The sequence below is a fragment of the Nitrospira sp. genome (assembly GCA_024760545.1).
Classification (GTDB): Bacteria; Nitrospirota; Nitrospiria; order Nitrospirales; family Nitrospiraceae; genus Nitrospira_D.
The window spans coordinates 3,384,800-3,399,735 of sequence record CP060501.1 but is presented as its reverse complement, the minus strand read 5'-3'; the positions used below and the strand labels follow the sequence as shown (position 1 = coordinate 3,399,735).

Genomic DNA, 14,936 nt, shown 5'->3' with positions numbered 1-14,936 from the left:
TCTTATCCCGTTTTTGACCTACGCGTCCTTCTCTTTCTCTTTCTCTTTCTCTTTCTCTTTCTCTTTGTCTTTCTCTTTGTCTTCATCTTCTCCGCGCACTCGCGCGATATTTTCACGCTGCATCTTGACCTTGGTATTATCGGCTATCTGCAGGGTGACCGTCTCCTTCCCGAGGTTGGTGATCGTTCCCCAGATTCCAGACGTCGTCACGACCTTATCGCCTTTCTTCAAAGCGTCCAACAATGCCTGTTGCTGCTTCTGTTTCTTCTGCTGAGGCCGGATCAGGAGAAAATAAAAAATGACAAAGATCAGGAGGAACGGGATCAGCGACAAGATCCCTCCAGCACCTCCGCTGGCGGCCGATCCGCCTCCGCCCGTTCCTTCAGCCCACGCGATCGATTCCATCAACATCGAACGAATCCCCTTCTATGTGTGACAGCTCCTATGCCATTGGCTGTATGGTTCAAACTCGCCATTCGCCGCTTCAGTTATCATCTCTGACTGCCGATCTTGATGACGATAGAACGCCTCGCGGAATGCGGAAAACCTTCCTTCCACCAGTGCTTCCCGCATCCGGCGCATCAAATCGGAAAAATACCAAAGGTTGTGAATCGTATTGAGCCGTGCCCCCAACATTTCTTTCACCACGAACAAGTGGTGGAGATAGGCCCGCGAATACCGACGGCACACCGGACAAGCGCAAGCGGGATCCACCGGTCGTTCATCATCGGCATATTGCGCCTGCTTGATGACCACCCGACCTGACGCGGTAAACAGAGAGCCAGTTCTGCCATGACGAGATGGGACGACGCAATCAAATAGATCGATACCCCGAGCCACGCCTTCGACTAAGTCCTCAGGAAGTCCGACACCCATAAGGTAACGAGGCTTCTTCTCTGGCAACTCCGGAACCGTGATATCGAGCATGGCATACATGTCGGTTTTTCCTTCTCCGACTGAGAGCCCACCGACCGCGTAGCCCTCGAACCCCAATGTCGCCAACTCCCTCGCTGAGGCAATGCGCAAGTCGGGATCCAACCCACCTTGCACGATGCCGAACAACGCCTGATCGGTTCTTCGCCGGCTCGCCTGACAGCGCTCGGCCCAGAGCTTGGTTCGGCGCACACCTTCTTGAATCACCTCGTGGCCGGTGGGAAGCGCGACACATTGATCGAGGACCATGATGATATCGGCCCCTAACGCCTCCTCGATCTCTATCGCCTTTTCAGGCGAAATAAAATGGCGTGACCCGTCAATGTGTGACTGAAACGTGACGCCGTCGTCGGTCACTTCACAGAGCTTCGCCAAACTAAAAATCTGAAACCCTCCGCTGTCGGTGAGAATCGCTCCCGGCCAGCCGGTGAAGGCATGGAGCCCCCCCATGTCAGCAACGATCTTGTGCCCAGGCCGCAAATACAGGTGATAGGCATTATTGAGCATCAACTGGAAGCCTAATTCCTGAAGATCTTCAGATTCGAGCCCTTTGACTGGGCCCAACGAACCCACCGGCATGAAGGCGGGAGTCTGAACCTCCGCGTGATTGGTGGTCAGCAGACCGACGCGGCCCTTCGAGCATGAATCCGGTTGTTCGACCTGATACTGCATTAGATTCCGTAAGATGTCATCCGCTACATATGCTCAGGCGCTGAAATACCCAGCACGTCAAGCCCATTCCTGATCACTTGCTGGACCGCCCCCATCAGGACCAATCGCGCCGCAGTTCGCTTTGGCGTGAGGGCTTCGATGGGTGCCGACTCGTCATGCTCTTGATCAGTCGCCGCAGGCAACACACGGTGTTTGTTATAAAACGTATGGAGCAGCGCCGCCAATTGCTGAAGGTAATACGTCACACGGTGCGGTTCGAAGACCACGGCACTCGCCTGGATGACCTCAGGATAGGAGGACAGTTTTTTGATAATCCCCAATTCATCGGGATCCGTCAAAACCGAGAGATCGGTCTCCACTGCGGATGGGCGGGCAATTCCCCGTGCGGAGGCCACACGCCAGAGGCTGCAGATTCGAGCATGGGCGTACTGGACGTAATACACAGGATTGTCGGCGGATCGCTGTTTCGCCAACTCCAGATCAAATTCGAGATGAGTCTTGGAATCCCGCATTAAGAAAAAGAACTTTGCGGCATCCGCTCCGACTTCGTCGATGACTTCCCGCATCGTAATGAATTCCCCGGTCCGCTTGGACATCTTCACTTCGGTCCCGTCCCGCAAGAGCTTGACTAACTGGACGAGCACCACTTGAAGACGCTCTTTTGGAGATCCGTACGCCTGCATCACGGCTTGCATGCGGGGAATGTACCCATGGTGGTCGGCGCCAAAGACATCGATCAGCAGATCGTAGCCGCGCCGGAGCTTATCGTGATGATAGGCGATATCGGAGGCGAGATAGGTGTACTCACCGTCCTGCTTCTTGACTACGCGGTCTTTTTCATCGCCGTACAGCGACGCCCGAAACCACCACGCCCCTTCCTGTTCGAACAAAAGCCCGCGCGCCTTCAATTCATCCAAAGCCTGCTCGATCGCCTTGGATTCCAGCAGTGAGGCCTCGCTGAACCAGGATTGAATCTCGATACCAAATGCCGTGAGGTCATCACGGATGAGTCCCAGCAGTTCCTGATACGCAAGTGCTCGGCAGCGAGCCTCAAGATCGGCAGGAGCGAGATGACTTGCTTCACGATCAAGTTGTTCCTTGATCTGGTGAGCCACGGCCGTGATGTAGGTACCATGATAGCCATCCTCAGGAAAATTGATGGTCTGCCCGGACAACTCTTGGTAACGGGCATAGACGGACGCGCCCAACAATTTCATCTGCCGTCCTGCATCGTTGACGTAGTACTCACCCACCACCTCGTACCCGATCGCTCTCAGTAATCGGATCACTGCCTGCCCGACCGCGGCCCCTCTTCCATGTCCGACATGCAATGGACCGGTCGGATTTGCGCTCACATACTCAACTAGCACACGACGATCGTTACCGATGTCTGTTCGACCATAACGGGCTCCCTGTCGTTCAACGTCACGGAGGACCTCCTGCCAGAGAGCGGGTTTGACCGTGAGATTCAAGAAACCGGGACGGACGATTTCTACGCGATCGAACAACTGCTCCTGCTCGGACAAGTTCTCCACGATGATGCGGGCAATATCATGAGGGGCCTTGTGCTCGGAGGAAGCTAATGACATGGCCACCGTCGATGCCAGGTCCCCCCACTCAGGCCGCTTCGGAGCATCCAGACTCAGTGTCGGCCAGGCCGTTGTCTTCAATTGCCCTTTTTGCTTCGCCTCATTTAGGGCGCCGAGAATAGCTGTGGTCACCTTTTCCTGCACAACGCCTTGCGACACAACAGCTCTCCTAAGTCCTTACCAATGAAAGGAAATTAACGCGCCACTCTAACATATGAGGTAGGCAGAGACAAGGCGGTTTACCTGGAATTACGAGGGCTTGTGACTTTTATACCCGTGTTTCAGGTCCCAATGCAGGCAGCATCTTCTCAATCGGTACGTCAAGGCAGGGCTTCTCGTGACACCCTTTTACAGCCTCCCATGATGGACAGACACAAGGTGCCCCTCGCAAGATCGTCACATGATCACCGATGGGTGCCCAGCGAGCATGGTCTGTCGGACCGAATACTGCGATCGTATGCACACCCAGCAATGCAGCTAGATGCGTAATACCGGAGTCATGACCCAAATAGAGCACAGTGCCCGCAAGGATTCCTGCAAGCAGAGGTAGGTCAAGATTTCTGAGGACAGGAGGCGTCTTACTAGCTAATTTCAGCACCGCCTCCACCGCATCATGATCGGCTGGCCCCTCTAAGACGAGTGGACACATCTCTCCTCGCTGCAACTGCTGGAGTATCAAGGCTACTTTCCCTGGGCCAAGACACTTGTGCATGCTTCCACTTCCGGGGTGCACAAGCGCCAGCGGTCGATCAGGCATAATTCCAATGGACTCAAGGTAGATTCTCCCTTGTTCCACGAGATCGTGGGGAATCTCGATCGTCCACGCGCTAGAAACTTCTTCTTCGGTCTGACCGATTGTTTCAAGAAAGCGATCGCGCTGATGGCTTGCTCGCAATCGCGGCGAAAATGGTGAGTGGATGTGCGCCTCCGCTACACCCCATCGCTGCACAAGGGCGGCCAGAGCCCCATCCTTGTCTTCTGTCCATGCCACGACGACATCGCATCGCTGTAGCCACGACTGTAGCTCCTCAGAGAGGTGAGCGGATCCACCAAACAACCCCGCGCATGCCCGCCCTTCTACGGACATCCAATCATCGACCAGTCGACATAGGTGAAGAAGGCGACTGACGGTGGCGTCTGCGACTAGCAAGATTTCGTGCTGCGGGAACCGTATCCCAAGGTTCCGTATCGCAGGGACAGCCAACAAAACATCACCGAGCGCGCCAGGGTGAAGTATCACAATCGTGCGTTTCATGAGAACGCCAGGAAACCTCAGAATCAGGAGCCGCTAGAGCTCTCGTATAGCGATCGAGCCGCTTCAAGATCCGAAGGAGTATTGATATTGCGGAATGATCGCCCATCGTGATCAATTCGGCTCACCTCGGCCTCCATGACCATCCGCACGCGAAGAGCGGGATGCGCGGCGACATGTTGAATTTTCACTTCGTGCCTACGAATCATGTCTTCAAGAATCGGCAGACAACGTCGGCTATAGACAGCATGCGTCGGCTGAAGGCGGTCTTTCCAGAGTGCCATGACGACGTCGGCCTCTTCCTTCAAGGCGACCATATACTGCACAAGGCTAGAGCAGAGAAACGGCATATCGCAGGCGGCAACAAATATGTGCTGATCTGTAGACTGTCGAAGACCGGTATAGAGCCCGCCGAGGCTCCCACAATTCGGGACAAGATCACGCACGACCGGCACGCGTACTGACGGCACCGGGCCATCCTGGGCGATCACAACACACACCTGCTGAAAGAGGGCACACATGACACCGACGCTCCGTTCAATCAGGGTACTGCCCCCGATCAAGAGGAATCGCTTATCCTCGCCCATCCGCTTACTTTTTCCTCCGGCAAGCAAAACGCCCGTCACATCGCTGATCATGAGTCCGTCGTTGTCCTATAAAAAAAGAGGGGGTAGGTTTCCCCACCCCCTCAGTCTTACTACACTGATCTTCCTTTGGAGAAGACTACAGTGTCTTTCCCTTTTTCTTGTTTGCACGACGGGTCAGGACCCATCCCTCCAACAGGACGACACCCACCGCAATAACAGCTGGATAGATGTATGTTTCCTGGGGGACCGGCGGGTTCATAAATGTGTAGAAGAAAGCGGAGACGGCCATCTTTCTCCCGGCATCTCCGTTGTGACCATCCCACGCAAAGAACACCGTCGGAATATATTGCCCGACTTCAAAAAATGTGTCTTCGTCGTAATCCTGATCCTTCTTGTTTCCAACGGGTCGCTGAATCATTACATACCAACGACCATTCTTCCACTCTGCCTTTAGGAGCTTCATGCTCTCTTCATAGTTGTCGCGCTCTTCAAAATCCTTGTCCCAACCCGTGCCCTTGAATGCACGGAGAGAGCCGTCTGCCTCCCATTTGACAATGTCGACGGGGAATTGGTCATTGGTACCAAACAGGTAACGAGGCTTGATCGGGGCGGGAAGCTCTTTCCACTTCACTGCTGTTTGAATGGCAATCGCATCGTTGTAAACCGTGTAGTTATTTTGGTGCGCTGCAATTGACCCTTCCTCACCGGTCTTTGGGTCCTGTTCTTTTACATCGATGTTAACCTGTGTGGGGGCCCAGGGAAGTTTTGCTTCAGCGACACTCTTCGTTCGGTCATCCCACTCGAGCAGGTAGACAATTGATTTATCATTGTAGAGAGACCGTACCCAGATATCATCGATCCGATTGACAAAGTTTCTGGGCTTATGAGTGATCTGTCCGCCCATAGCCACATATCGCTTCGGGGCCTTTTGCCAGGCTTCATGTTCGATGTCGGCAGGAATTTCCCCCTCAACGAGATCCGACGGGACCACGAAGTTGATTTTAGGCTTATCCGTCAATGGGTCAATGGGAAGCGGATTGCCCAGTGTATCTCTCTCACAAAGAGAATTGACAAAGTTCGCGATGTCCCACCGTTCATCAACCGTCGTGTTATCTGCAAATGACGGCATCGGAGTGCCATTGACGCCGGTAGAGAAGGTTCGGAAGATGTTGCTCACGTTATATGGATCTTGACGACTACCTCGGAAGTTCCAGCACTTATGCCAATTGGCCGGCTGAATCGAGAAACCCCAGTCATCCTTCAAATTAAAAGCGTTTCCATCACCACGGCCTTCCATTCCATGGCACTCTACGCACTTCTTTTCAACGATGAGCTCGGAACCGCGCTTCTTACTCTCATCGGTTGCCGGTTTGGGTTTAAGATCAGCCAACTGCAAAATAGTTTGACTTTCAGACTGCTTATCAGTGAACTTCCGATCCTTAACCAGCTGCGTTGTAACAAAAGACAAAACTTGCAGGCGCTGTTCTTCGGTTAAGATGCCTTCCCAGGGTGGCATCGCAGATCCTGGCAAACCATGGGTAACCGTCTCAAAGAGATCGTTTTGGCCAGGGATCGGCTTCTTTGCATCAAAAAGCGGGAGTTCGCCGCTAGCGGTATGACGAATTTTAAACGTTCCTTGATTGAAGTTTCGTGGACGAGGCCAAAGCCGATCGGCTCCAGGCCCATCACCGGCGCCATCGACACCGTGACACCAGACGCACTTGGTGAAATAAACACGTTTCCCAGCTTCAATCATTTCTGCGGAGGGTTCAGGTGCGAGATCCCCCTTCTTGAAACCTTCGGGGAGCCCTTGTGCTGAAACAATCGAATAGCCCGCACTAGACACCAGAACGACTCCGAAGGCAACGACGGCTGTAATTCTGGCCTTCCGAGTTATGCTGTCCATCATGTTCATCCTCATCTCTCCGTATGTCTGAGTTGTCAATAACGCAATTTCGTTGTTAATCCCAGGTACGGGGATAGTAGCCGGTGTGCCAATATTCGAACAAAATCACCTTCCAGATTTCGTCTACGGTCAAATGCTGTTCCCATGGGGGCATAACCGATGCCCATGGAAATCCTTCATTCGGCAAGCCGATTCCGCCCTTAGAAACACGCCAGAAGATAAACGTTTCCTGGAGTTGTGCAATCGTCCCTGGGTCGGTGAAATTGGCGGGAATCGGATTGAATGCAAAGGCGTGGAGGCCACGGCCGTTGAGATTGTCACCATGACAGAAATGACAATTTTGGAAGAATATCTCGCCTCCCTCTCGCACGTACTTCAAATACCCCGTATTCTTGTCGTCCCACGGATTGGCATTCGGCTTCATCAAACGCCCCATACCTTGCTCAACAATATTGGCGTTCGAAAACTCCTGATCGTACTTTCCCTCTGGATTCACGCGATAAGGATTTTGCGAAGTCTGTAATGTATACGTTTTACCATGAACTTTTGTGCTTGCTGGCGGTGCCGGGTGAACCGTCCTCAATTCGATCGGCTCTTCCGATTTTGGCATCATGGCATTGAACGAAAATCCACCAATAAGGATCGGGAGGATTACAAGATACGCATAACGCAGAAGTTTATTCATCCCCGTTTGTGCGTCGAGCACATTCATAATTGGCTGTTTAAATTTTCTCCAGTCCTCTTCATTTGCAGAGACCCACATGAACACCGCGACGAGGCTTACCGTGCCATACATGGCTCGCACACTGAAGGGGATCGGTGGATATACACGGTATTTCAGATAGAGCATGAAGAATACCCAGAAGCCGATTCCCTGCCAGAATCTCGGCATAGGCATGCCCATGGCACTGAGCATGTAACTCAACCCTGCAAAGCCGATCACATAACACGTCACTTCAAGCAGCATCTGGATCGGCATGTAACCTTCGATCAACCGTATGGTAGTGGATGGAACGATGTCGAAAGTCATCCCACCAAGAAGGAGAATTCCCGCTACTCCCACCAAGGCACCGAGTGACATCAACGCTTTCATCGGCAACTCCCTTTACTCTCCGCAATACAGGCAATTGGAGGCAGCTATCAAATCTTTGGCGGCGGCGCTCCAGTTTTAACCTGTGATAAATAGTCGACAATTTTCTTTAAGGCACCCGCGCTTAGCTTTTGTCCAAAGACCTTGGGCATGGTGTTATCAGGAAACGGCTTCACCACAAACGCACTGGGATCCACGATTGATTCCATAATATATTCAGTTGGTGATTTGGCAGTTCCCTTATAGGTAGGATCTTTGATGCGCTGCGCTGCGGTTGTACCTTCTTCAAGTTTAGGACCGATGGTCCCCATTGCTCCGGGGATCCCTGGAATTGTATGACAGGAGACACATTGCGCCTTAGCAAAAATCTGGTCCACCGGTTCCGACCCATCGGCCATCAGTGAAGTAGCCCCTGCTGGTTTGTCCTCGGCCATCTTAGGACGGTCGGCTTCAGGGATAAACTTTTCGTAGGACTTGACGATTTCTTCGAAGGAGGGAGCATCAATCCCTTCACGCACATACATCCACGTATCTACAGCCGCAAGTTCTGGGAGGCTGAGCGAGATGGGTGGCTTATGGATAGCCGGCATCGGACTTTGTTTGTCATTCGTTCCCTTCACACCATATCCCGCAACCACATAGCAACTTGGACAAGCATGTGATTCCGCGATGTACTCCTGTGCGTTTTCTGCAGTTCCTGAACCAGCGAATGCTTCCTTAACTTCGTATTCCCGCTTGGCTGGATTACCTTTGGAATATTTTGGATCTTCCAATCGTTCCTTCCCGCGACCGGGAAGTCCCGCCAAGTTAGGCGCACGTTCGCCGAGCATACCGGCATGGAACGCATGACAGAGAGGGCATTGCCCCTTGCCAATTGCTCCCTGCTCCTTGTTCTTCCCGATCCCGCCAAAGATGATCTTTTCGCCTTCGTCAGCAAGTTGCTGCGGCGTCATCGAGCTAAAATCAAGCTTTTCTTCCTTGGGAGGGAAACCACCTTCGACCTGCGGAAGCCAGTTCCCATAGCCGGAAAGAAAGGCAGCCACAAAGAACATGAAACCACCAATCTTTAAAAGTGCGCTAAGATTAGTGAAGTACAAGGCCATCACGAAAGTTGTGACGGTGATCATCACAAGCGAGACCGGCAACAACCGATTTTCGCCATAGAAGTTGTTTGCGTAATTCGCAATGGCAGCGAACAGCAAAAACGTCGCCACAAGACCGATAAAAGTCTTAAACACCGCGCGCTTCTTTGCGGCAGGATCACTGATGGACACCTGAAAATAGACCATCAGACCTGCAACGATGGCCAGAGCCATCCAACCCATTGAGAGTGCTTCAGCAATCAGGTTACCCAAGGTCTTGACCTCCTACAGCTTCAACGGCGGTGGAAAGCTTCCTCGCCCCGTTGAGCCAACTGTCAATAAGGCACCGATCAGTGACTAGCGGCCGGCTGCGGGACACTGCCCGGGATACCCGCCTTTGCCTCCACCGGAACTTTCTTCGCAGTCAAGCTGCCGAGCCAAAAGACAAAGAGAATAGTGATCCAGAAAAACAACACATTAAATGAAATCATGTTAGCGGCAAATCCGACGGTATGCGTATAGGCCCAAGGGGAATTGTCACGCATGATCTCATTGACATGCCAAAACAGACGGACCGAGGAGCGAATATAGCCCATTAAACCCATCATCCAGGTAAATGCCGTCGCCAGCATAATAAGGGCATACTGAGAGCGAGCGGAAATCTTACCCCACTCTATCGGCCCCATTTGCTTGGCGCCCCTCATCATCACGCTGTTGAGCGCGAACATGAAGAAGAGACAAGACAATGTTGTTGCCACTTGGGGGACAGATAAACCGACTCGTACGTTTGCCGGAATGTAATACCCGTAAATAGCAAGCCAAATGATGTTGACGTAGGCGCAGGCAAAAAATACTCCCATGAAAATATTACCGAACTTCGCCCACGATACCGTGGAGACCTTATTTCCTCTCATGTACCAAACGAAGCTCAGCACGGTCGTCGTAATAATAACGTTGATCCCGCCGTTCTTCGCGGACATGACTCCGTAGTTCCCCAGTACGGGATGTTGTTGGCCTCCCATGGCCTTCAATTCAGCCGGGGTCATAACCATCGTGTGGGGAGTAATAAACACCATATACCCACAGGCGAGTAGGAACACCAGGTACTTGATGTACCGTTGGTATTTTTCAGCACCGCGCATGCGGCCCATTGCCTGCCACAGGTAGTAGTTAGTGCTCAGAAAGAGAATGCCGATCATCGTGGCCTGAATAATGAACAGCCAGGCAAGCAAACCGCCCATCAGGGTGATCCCCATCTGTTGGCGATAGGCATACACTTCACGCATAAGCCAATAGCCAGCAAAAGGTAACGGGATCAAGAAGGCGACACCCAGTGCCATGGCAATGTAGCCCATCCAATCGTAGTGCGCGCGGTCCTCATCGGTCTTTGCCGCCAGGAACTTATATGCGGCGTAGGCAGCGACAACTCCTCCACCAAACGCCATGTTGCCCAGAATGCGATGGAGATTAAGCGGATTCCACAGAGCAGTGTGGATCACGTGCCAGATATTTCCGAGATATCGGCCCTGCTCATCGACTCCGGCCGGCGACATCATGAAGCCGATCCAGGAATTGGCCAAGAACATGAGCAGGGTACCAATAATGTTCAGGATCACCGACATGCTCAAATGAATCCACTTGAGGAACCCTTCCTTCATCTTGTCCCAACCGTAATAGTAGATGTAGAGAGTACCGCTCTCCGCCACGAACATCAGCGCATAGATGTGCATGACGGGACGGAATATGCCGGACAAGTAGGAGAAGAAGGCAGGGTACAAGGTCAGAAACGTAAAGATCAGAATGCCGCCTAGAATAGCCGTAAGCGAGTAGGCCGTGAGACTGATCTTGATGAAATCATACGCCAGCTGGTCGTAACGCTTCGCAAGTGCCTTATCTTTAGTGACCACGCCCATGAACTCAATGATCATACAAAAGATCGGTACCGCTAGGACGAAGCTGCCATAGTAGAGATGTTGCTGATTGGCAAACCACAGCAGGACACGGCTTTCAAAGTTGTATCGCGGATAGTCCCTGGGACCATCCGTCGTCTTAGGAGCGGGAGCGCCGACTACAATACCTTCGGTCTTGTAATAGACATCCCGGCCCTTCTCGACTTTATCTCCATCCTTCTTTGCCGCATCGCCGGCAGGAGCATCCCCACCGATAGCCGGTGAAGGCAACGCTACGACGATCGGAAGCAGAAGGAGGCCAACCATCATGCAGAGCGCCATGATAGAAAAGACGCGCTTGCCGGTTAAAAGGCCCATGGATTACCTCCTTGATACACTCTCGTTAAATTGCCGAATCTCACCAGAAGACTTGACTACTTCCTCACAGGCCTACTTCCGGAACAGGTACCAGTAGTCCAGCCCCTGCATGTCCATCAGATAGTGATCGACCAATGTAAAATAGCCGACCGCGATAATAAGGGAGACAATCACCGCCACCACAGGATTATTTAACGCACTCATTTCCCTTTTCTCCTCTTACTTAACCCAGCCATCCGTTGATTGAGCTGTGCGGCCAGACCCCTGGCAGCTAGACGAGATCAGCAACTCAGCAGGGACACTGGATTCCTGCAAACCAATAGAAAAACCATATTCCAACAGCACAGGTTATGTAGAAAATCATCTTGCCGATTTTTATCTTAATTTCGCTGTCAGGGGTAGCGCTTGCCATCTGTTTTACTCCCGATCAAGATAGTTTGGTGGGCGATTCAGAATTACTGCATTTTCTTGACAGGTACCAAACCCTGTGTTATCAAACTTTAGTCGCTAGTGCGCGAATCAACAGGAGAAACCGTGACGAAGAACTCAAAAGTGTTTGACATTATAGTTTTGGCCGGTATGGTTGTCAACATCATTTTGGCCGTGTTTTTGATCCTTTACTACTTTGATTTTCTCTAGGTTCATCAGCTTTTTTTCTCTCCCGCTTCTGTCGTTCCCGTCTTCGAAATTGCGCAGCGAAATCCGATCGTTTCATCTCGAAAATCCGGCATCATCTTGCTTCGGCTGGTAATCCGGATATCACCGCCGGTCGTCGTATACCCTCCCCCCCTGAGTACCCGATAGGTGCCATGCTCAGGGCTTGGAGGGTTCTGCTCCGGCGAATCCTTGTAATAGGTCTCATTGTACCAATCAGCTACCCATTCGATGACATTGCCGGCCCCATCCATGACTCCATAGGGGCTCTTATCGGCCTGAAAAGTTCCCACGCGTGCAGATACCTCGTGACCGTCCTGCACACGCGCCCAATTGGCGCCCTGAGGCTGCTCTATGTTTCCCCATGGCCAGAGCCTCCCGTCCGTACCGCGCATAGCCTTTTCCCACTCGGCTTCGCTCGGAAGCCGCTTACCTTTCCAGCGACAGTATTCCTCAGCGTCGTCCCACGAAACATAGACAGCCGGTTGGTTGACGCCACGCACTCTGCTGCCACTTTTTGCATAGCGCGAGGGCAATCCTGGCTTTCGATGGCCGGTGGCCACAACAAATTGCTGATACTGATGGTTGGTCACTTCATATCGATCGATCGAAAAGGTATCGAGGGAAATGGCGCGCTGCGGCTGCTCATCGAATCCACCATCCTTCGTTCCGCGAATGAACGGCCCTGCCGGAATCGTCACCATGTCCTCCGGAATAGGCTCCTCTCCGGAAACACTCTCCTGCTCCGGTTCAACTTCGGCAATGTTTTCGGACACCGGCTTTTCATACGGCGTGAGGGTGGTGCCTCGCAAAATGGCTGTGATGGGCATGGCGGCGCACACCAGCACCACGAGCAGGAAGATCAATTTAAATTTGGTTTCGAGCATACCCGTCTACGGCTCTGGAGTGGCCACCGCTAGATCCAGATCGCTTGCGCATCGAATACCGATCGTGACATCTGTCCGCCAATGTTTGGCCGCAAATCGCTTGGACAACCTCGCATTATGCTCGGTCTCCCGCCATGAGCCTCCACGCACGACTTTAAGATCCGCATTCGCTGGCCCCTTCGGGTCACGAAATGGAGATTTCTTGTAGTAGTGTTCGTCATAGGAGTCCTCCACCCACTCCGCAACGTTGCCTGTCATGTCATAGAGACCATAAGGACTTCGTCCCACATCGAATGAGCCGGGCGGAGCCAGATACTTATACCCGTCTTCGCTGCCATCGACATTGGCGGCATTGGTGACAAACTTATCTCCCCATGGATATTTTCTCTTACTCTCACCACGACCGGCTTTTTCCCACTCGGCTTCGGTAGGAAGTCGCTTGCCGGCCCACTTGCAGTAGGCCGCCGCTTCGTCCCAGGAGACACTCATCGCCGCGAAGTCCGGTTTTAAGATCTTGGACTGATCGTCGTCAAACACTTCGATTCTGGGCATCGCACGTTTGGTCATCTTCGCGAACCGCACATATTCCTCTTGTGTCACTTCCTTTCGATCCAGAAAGAACCCCTTCAGGTAGACTTGATGTTCCGGGGCCTCATCCGGATCACCCTCATTGCTTCCCATGGTAAAGGGACCTTCCGGGATCTGTACCATTTCCCGACCTTCATCCCCTATTTTGGTCTTGTACATCGAGAAATCCTGAGCCGGCAGGTTACTCGCTGTCGGTCGGGCTTCTGACTTGACCGACAGAGCCAGCTGTTTCATTTGCTTGGCCTTATAGGATTCATAGGCCAGCAGGCCGATCATGAGAATGAACGATGCAAACACAAAAATGATGGACCCGACTAAGACACCCTTGTTTTCCACAGAAACCTCTTTGATCGAGAGAATACCTACCGATTAGAGCGGCAACGTCTCGGCCTGTTCCGCCGCCGCCTTCTTTGCAGCACGCACATCGAGCAACATCGATATCTGGACGCCTAGAAAACCACCCATGGCCGCACCCGCGCCAGCGCCGACCCAGATCCTCTCGGCACCAGCCATCAGCCAAGCTAACACGCCACCCAACACGGTGCCGACCAGGATACTCACAAGAAATCGGCGGCCGCCGAGAAACCCGATGACAACACCGAGACCAAGCCCAACAGAGATCGCGACAGGCATCAGCCCACCGCCCATGGTGAGCCCAATCAGCGTACCCACGGTACCCATCACGCCGAGTCCTAGTGCGATGTCAAACACCTTGTTCCTCCCCATCACACGAGTCCTCCTCAAACTGAGAAGACCGATCTCTACTTGGCCGGAGTCGCAATTAATGGGCCAAAATCGATTTCGACACCAGGTGCCGCGATGATGGAAATGCCCCATGCCTTCGCCGCGGGCTCATGCTGATGGATCCGCTTGAAGTCTTCGTACACATTCACCCGCTCTTCAAACCACTGCCCGATCTCCTTCGTCCCAGCCTGCACAACAATCTCGGAGCCGCTAAACATGCCGCCTTCCGTCAGCGTGCCATCCGGTTTCGACCCGCTCCACACATATTTCGTGAACACCGGAATAAAGAGGAGATCAGTATCCAACGACGCATAGACCGCAGCAAGCGGCTCGTTCCCAGTGGCCGCCTTATTCAGACGCCAGCGCCAGGTCAGAATGGGATAGGCCTTAGGATCCCAATCGATTTTCTTTTTCTTAATGCGCTGACCTGCATCCTTGGCCGATAAGAAATTGGCGCCGTTCTCGGATCGTACTTTATAGGCTTCACGACCTTTCGATTGACTTCGCTGATTTTCGTGATCCCACTGCGAAGGGAATCCATCTGCTTCCTTCGCTTGAAAATCTTCAAGCACCAGCGCCTGCCCCTGAGCCCCGACGGGAACCTGCCACACAAGTATGCCCGCTAGGATGCCGAGAACTGCCGCTGCACGCATCGACGCACGGTACTCCATGAGTATCATTCCCT

The 14,936-nt window shown here is 52.8% G+C and carries 13 protein-coding genes; all 13 read right to left on the bottom strand.

Translation table 11 applies throughout. The features are described from left to right. Positions 1-18: 18 nt before the first annotated feature. Positions 19-405 carry a preprotein translocase subunit YajC gene (gene yajC / locus H8K03_16130; protein UVT22513.1) on the bottom strand — a complete coding sequence of 129 codons (387 nt, stop codon included), beginning with the start codon at positions 403-405 and terminating at the stop codon, positions 19-21. A 21-nt stretch (positions 406-426) separates the two neighbouring features. Then, entirely contained in the window at positions 427-1,605 is a 1,179-nt protein-coding gene (gene tgt / locus H8K03_16125; protein UVT19310.1) for a tRNA guanosine(34) transglycosylase Tgt, read from the bottom strand. Between the two features lie 23 nt (positions 1,606-1,628). After that, complete coding sequence (locus H8K03_16120) at positions 1,629-3,353, bottom strand: arginine--tRNA ligase (protein ID UVT19309.1); 1,725 nt, start codon at positions 3,351-3,353, stop codon at positions 1,629-1,631. Between the two features lie 109 nt (positions 3,354-3,462). Then, entirely contained in the window at positions 3,463-4,449 is a 987-nt protein-coding gene (locus H8K03_16115) for a glycosyltransferase family 9 protein (GenBank protein UVT19308.1), read from the bottom strand. A gap of 23 nt (positions 4,450-4,472) precedes the next feature. Beyond that, positions 4,473-5,084 carry a molybdenum cofactor guanylyltransferase gene (locus H8K03_16110; GenBank protein UVT19307.1) on the bottom strand — a complete coding sequence of 204 codons (612 nt, stop codon included), beginning with the start codon at positions 5,082-5,084 and terminating at the stop codon, positions 4,473-4,475. Positions 5,085-5,169: 85 nt separating this feature from the next. After that, positions 5,170-6,942 (bottom strand): c-type cytochrome, encoded by a 1,773-nt coding sequence (locus tag H8K03_16105; GenBank protein ID UVT19306.1) that lies wholly within the window; start codon positions 6,940-6,942, stop codon positions 5,170-5,172. A 52-nt stretch (positions 6,943-6,994) separates the two neighbouring features. Beyond that, entirely contained in the window at positions 6,995-8,032 is a 1,038-nt protein-coding gene (locus H8K03_16100; GenBank protein UVT19305.1) for a cytochrome c, read from the bottom strand. A gap of 47 nt (positions 8,033-8,079) precedes the next feature. Continuing rightward, positions 8,080-9,384 carry a c-type cytochrome gene (locus H8K03_16095; GenBank protein UVT19304.1) on the bottom strand — a complete coding sequence of 435 codons (1,305 nt, stop codon included), beginning with the start codon at positions 9,382-9,384 and terminating at the stop codon, positions 8,080-8,082. A gap of 77 nt (positions 9,385-9,461) precedes the next feature. Beyond that, the gene (locus H8K03_16090; GenBank protein UVT19303.1) at positions 9,462-11,378 is read right to left on the bottom strand and encodes a cytochrome ubiquinol oxidase subunit I; all 1,917 of its coding nucleotides are present in this window, start codon (positions 11,376-11,378) and stop codon (positions 9,462-9,464) included. Positions 11,379-12,022: 644 nt separating this feature from the next. Next, on the bottom strand, positions 12,023-12,919 hold the full coding sequence (locus H8K03_16085; GenBank protein UVT19302.1) for an SUMF1/EgtB/PvdO family nonheme iron enzyme: 897 nt from the start codon (positions 12,917-12,919) through the stop codon (positions 12,023-12,025). Between the two features lie 6 nt (positions 12,920-12,925). After that, positions 12,926-13,843: an SUMF1/EgtB/PvdO family nonheme iron enzyme gene (locus H8K03_16080; GenBank protein UVT19301.1), complete on the bottom strand. Its 918-nt coding sequence runs from the start codon at positions 13,841-13,843 to the stop codon at positions 12,926-12,928. 33 nt (positions 13,844-13,876) lie between these two features. Continuing rightward, positions 13,877-14,233, bottom strand: coding sequence for a hypothetical protein (locus tag H8K03_16075; GenBank protein UVT19300.1), 357 nt, complete (start codon positions 14,231-14,233; stop codon positions 13,877-13,879). A gap of 35 nt (positions 14,234-14,268) precedes the next feature. Beyond that, positions 14,269-14,922, bottom strand: a complete 654-nt coding sequence (locus tag H8K03_16070) for a DUF3047 domain-containing protein (protein ID UVT19299.1) — start codon at positions 14,920-14,922, stop codon at positions 14,269-14,271. Positions 14,923-14,936: the final 14 nt, after the last annotated feature.

What these genes read in the sequence shown, in the direction of transcription:
- yajC (UVT22513.1), bottom strand. Translation starts at nt 405, where the DNA reads ATGGAATCGATCGCGTGGGCTGAAGGAACGGGCGGAGGCGGATCGGCC.
- tgt (UVT19310.1), bottom strand. Translation starts at nt 1,605, where the DNA reads ATGCAGTATCAGGTCGAACAACCGGATTCATGCTCGAAGGGCCGCGTC.
- H8K03_16115 (UVT19308.1), bottom strand. Translation starts at nt 4,449, where the DNA reads ATGAAACGCACGATTGTGATACTTCACCCTGGCGCGCTCGGTGATGTT.
- H8K03_16110 (UVT19307.1), bottom strand. Translation starts at nt 5,084, where the DNA reads ATGATCAGCGATGTGACGGGCGTTTTGCTTGCCGGAGGAAAAAGTAAG.
- H8K03_16105 (UVT19306.1), bottom strand. Translation starts at nt 6,942, where the DNA reads ATGATGGACAGCATAACTCGGAAGGCCAGAATTACAGCCGTCGTTGCC.
- H8K03_16100 (UVT19305.1), bottom strand. Translation starts at nt 8,032, where the DNA reads ATGAAAGCGTTGATGTCACTCGGTGCCTTGGTGGGAGTAGCGGGAATT.
- H8K03_16090 (UVT19303.1), bottom strand. Translation starts at nt 11,378, where the DNA reads ATGGGCCTTTTAACCGGCAAGCGCGTCTTTTCTATCATGGCGCTCTGC.
- H8K03_16085 (UVT19302.1), bottom strand. Translation starts at nt 12,919, where the DNA reads ATGCTCGAAACCAAATTTAAATTGATCTTCCTGCTCGTGGTGCTGGTG.
- H8K03_16075 (UVT19300.1), bottom strand. Translation starts at nt 14,233, where the DNA reads ATGGGGAGGAACAAGGTGTTTGACATCGCACTAGGACTCGGCGTGATG.
- H8K03_16070 (UVT19299.1), bottom strand. Translation starts at nt 14,922, where the DNA reads ATGGAGTACCGTGCGTCGATGCGTGCAGCGGCAGTTCTCGGCATCCTA.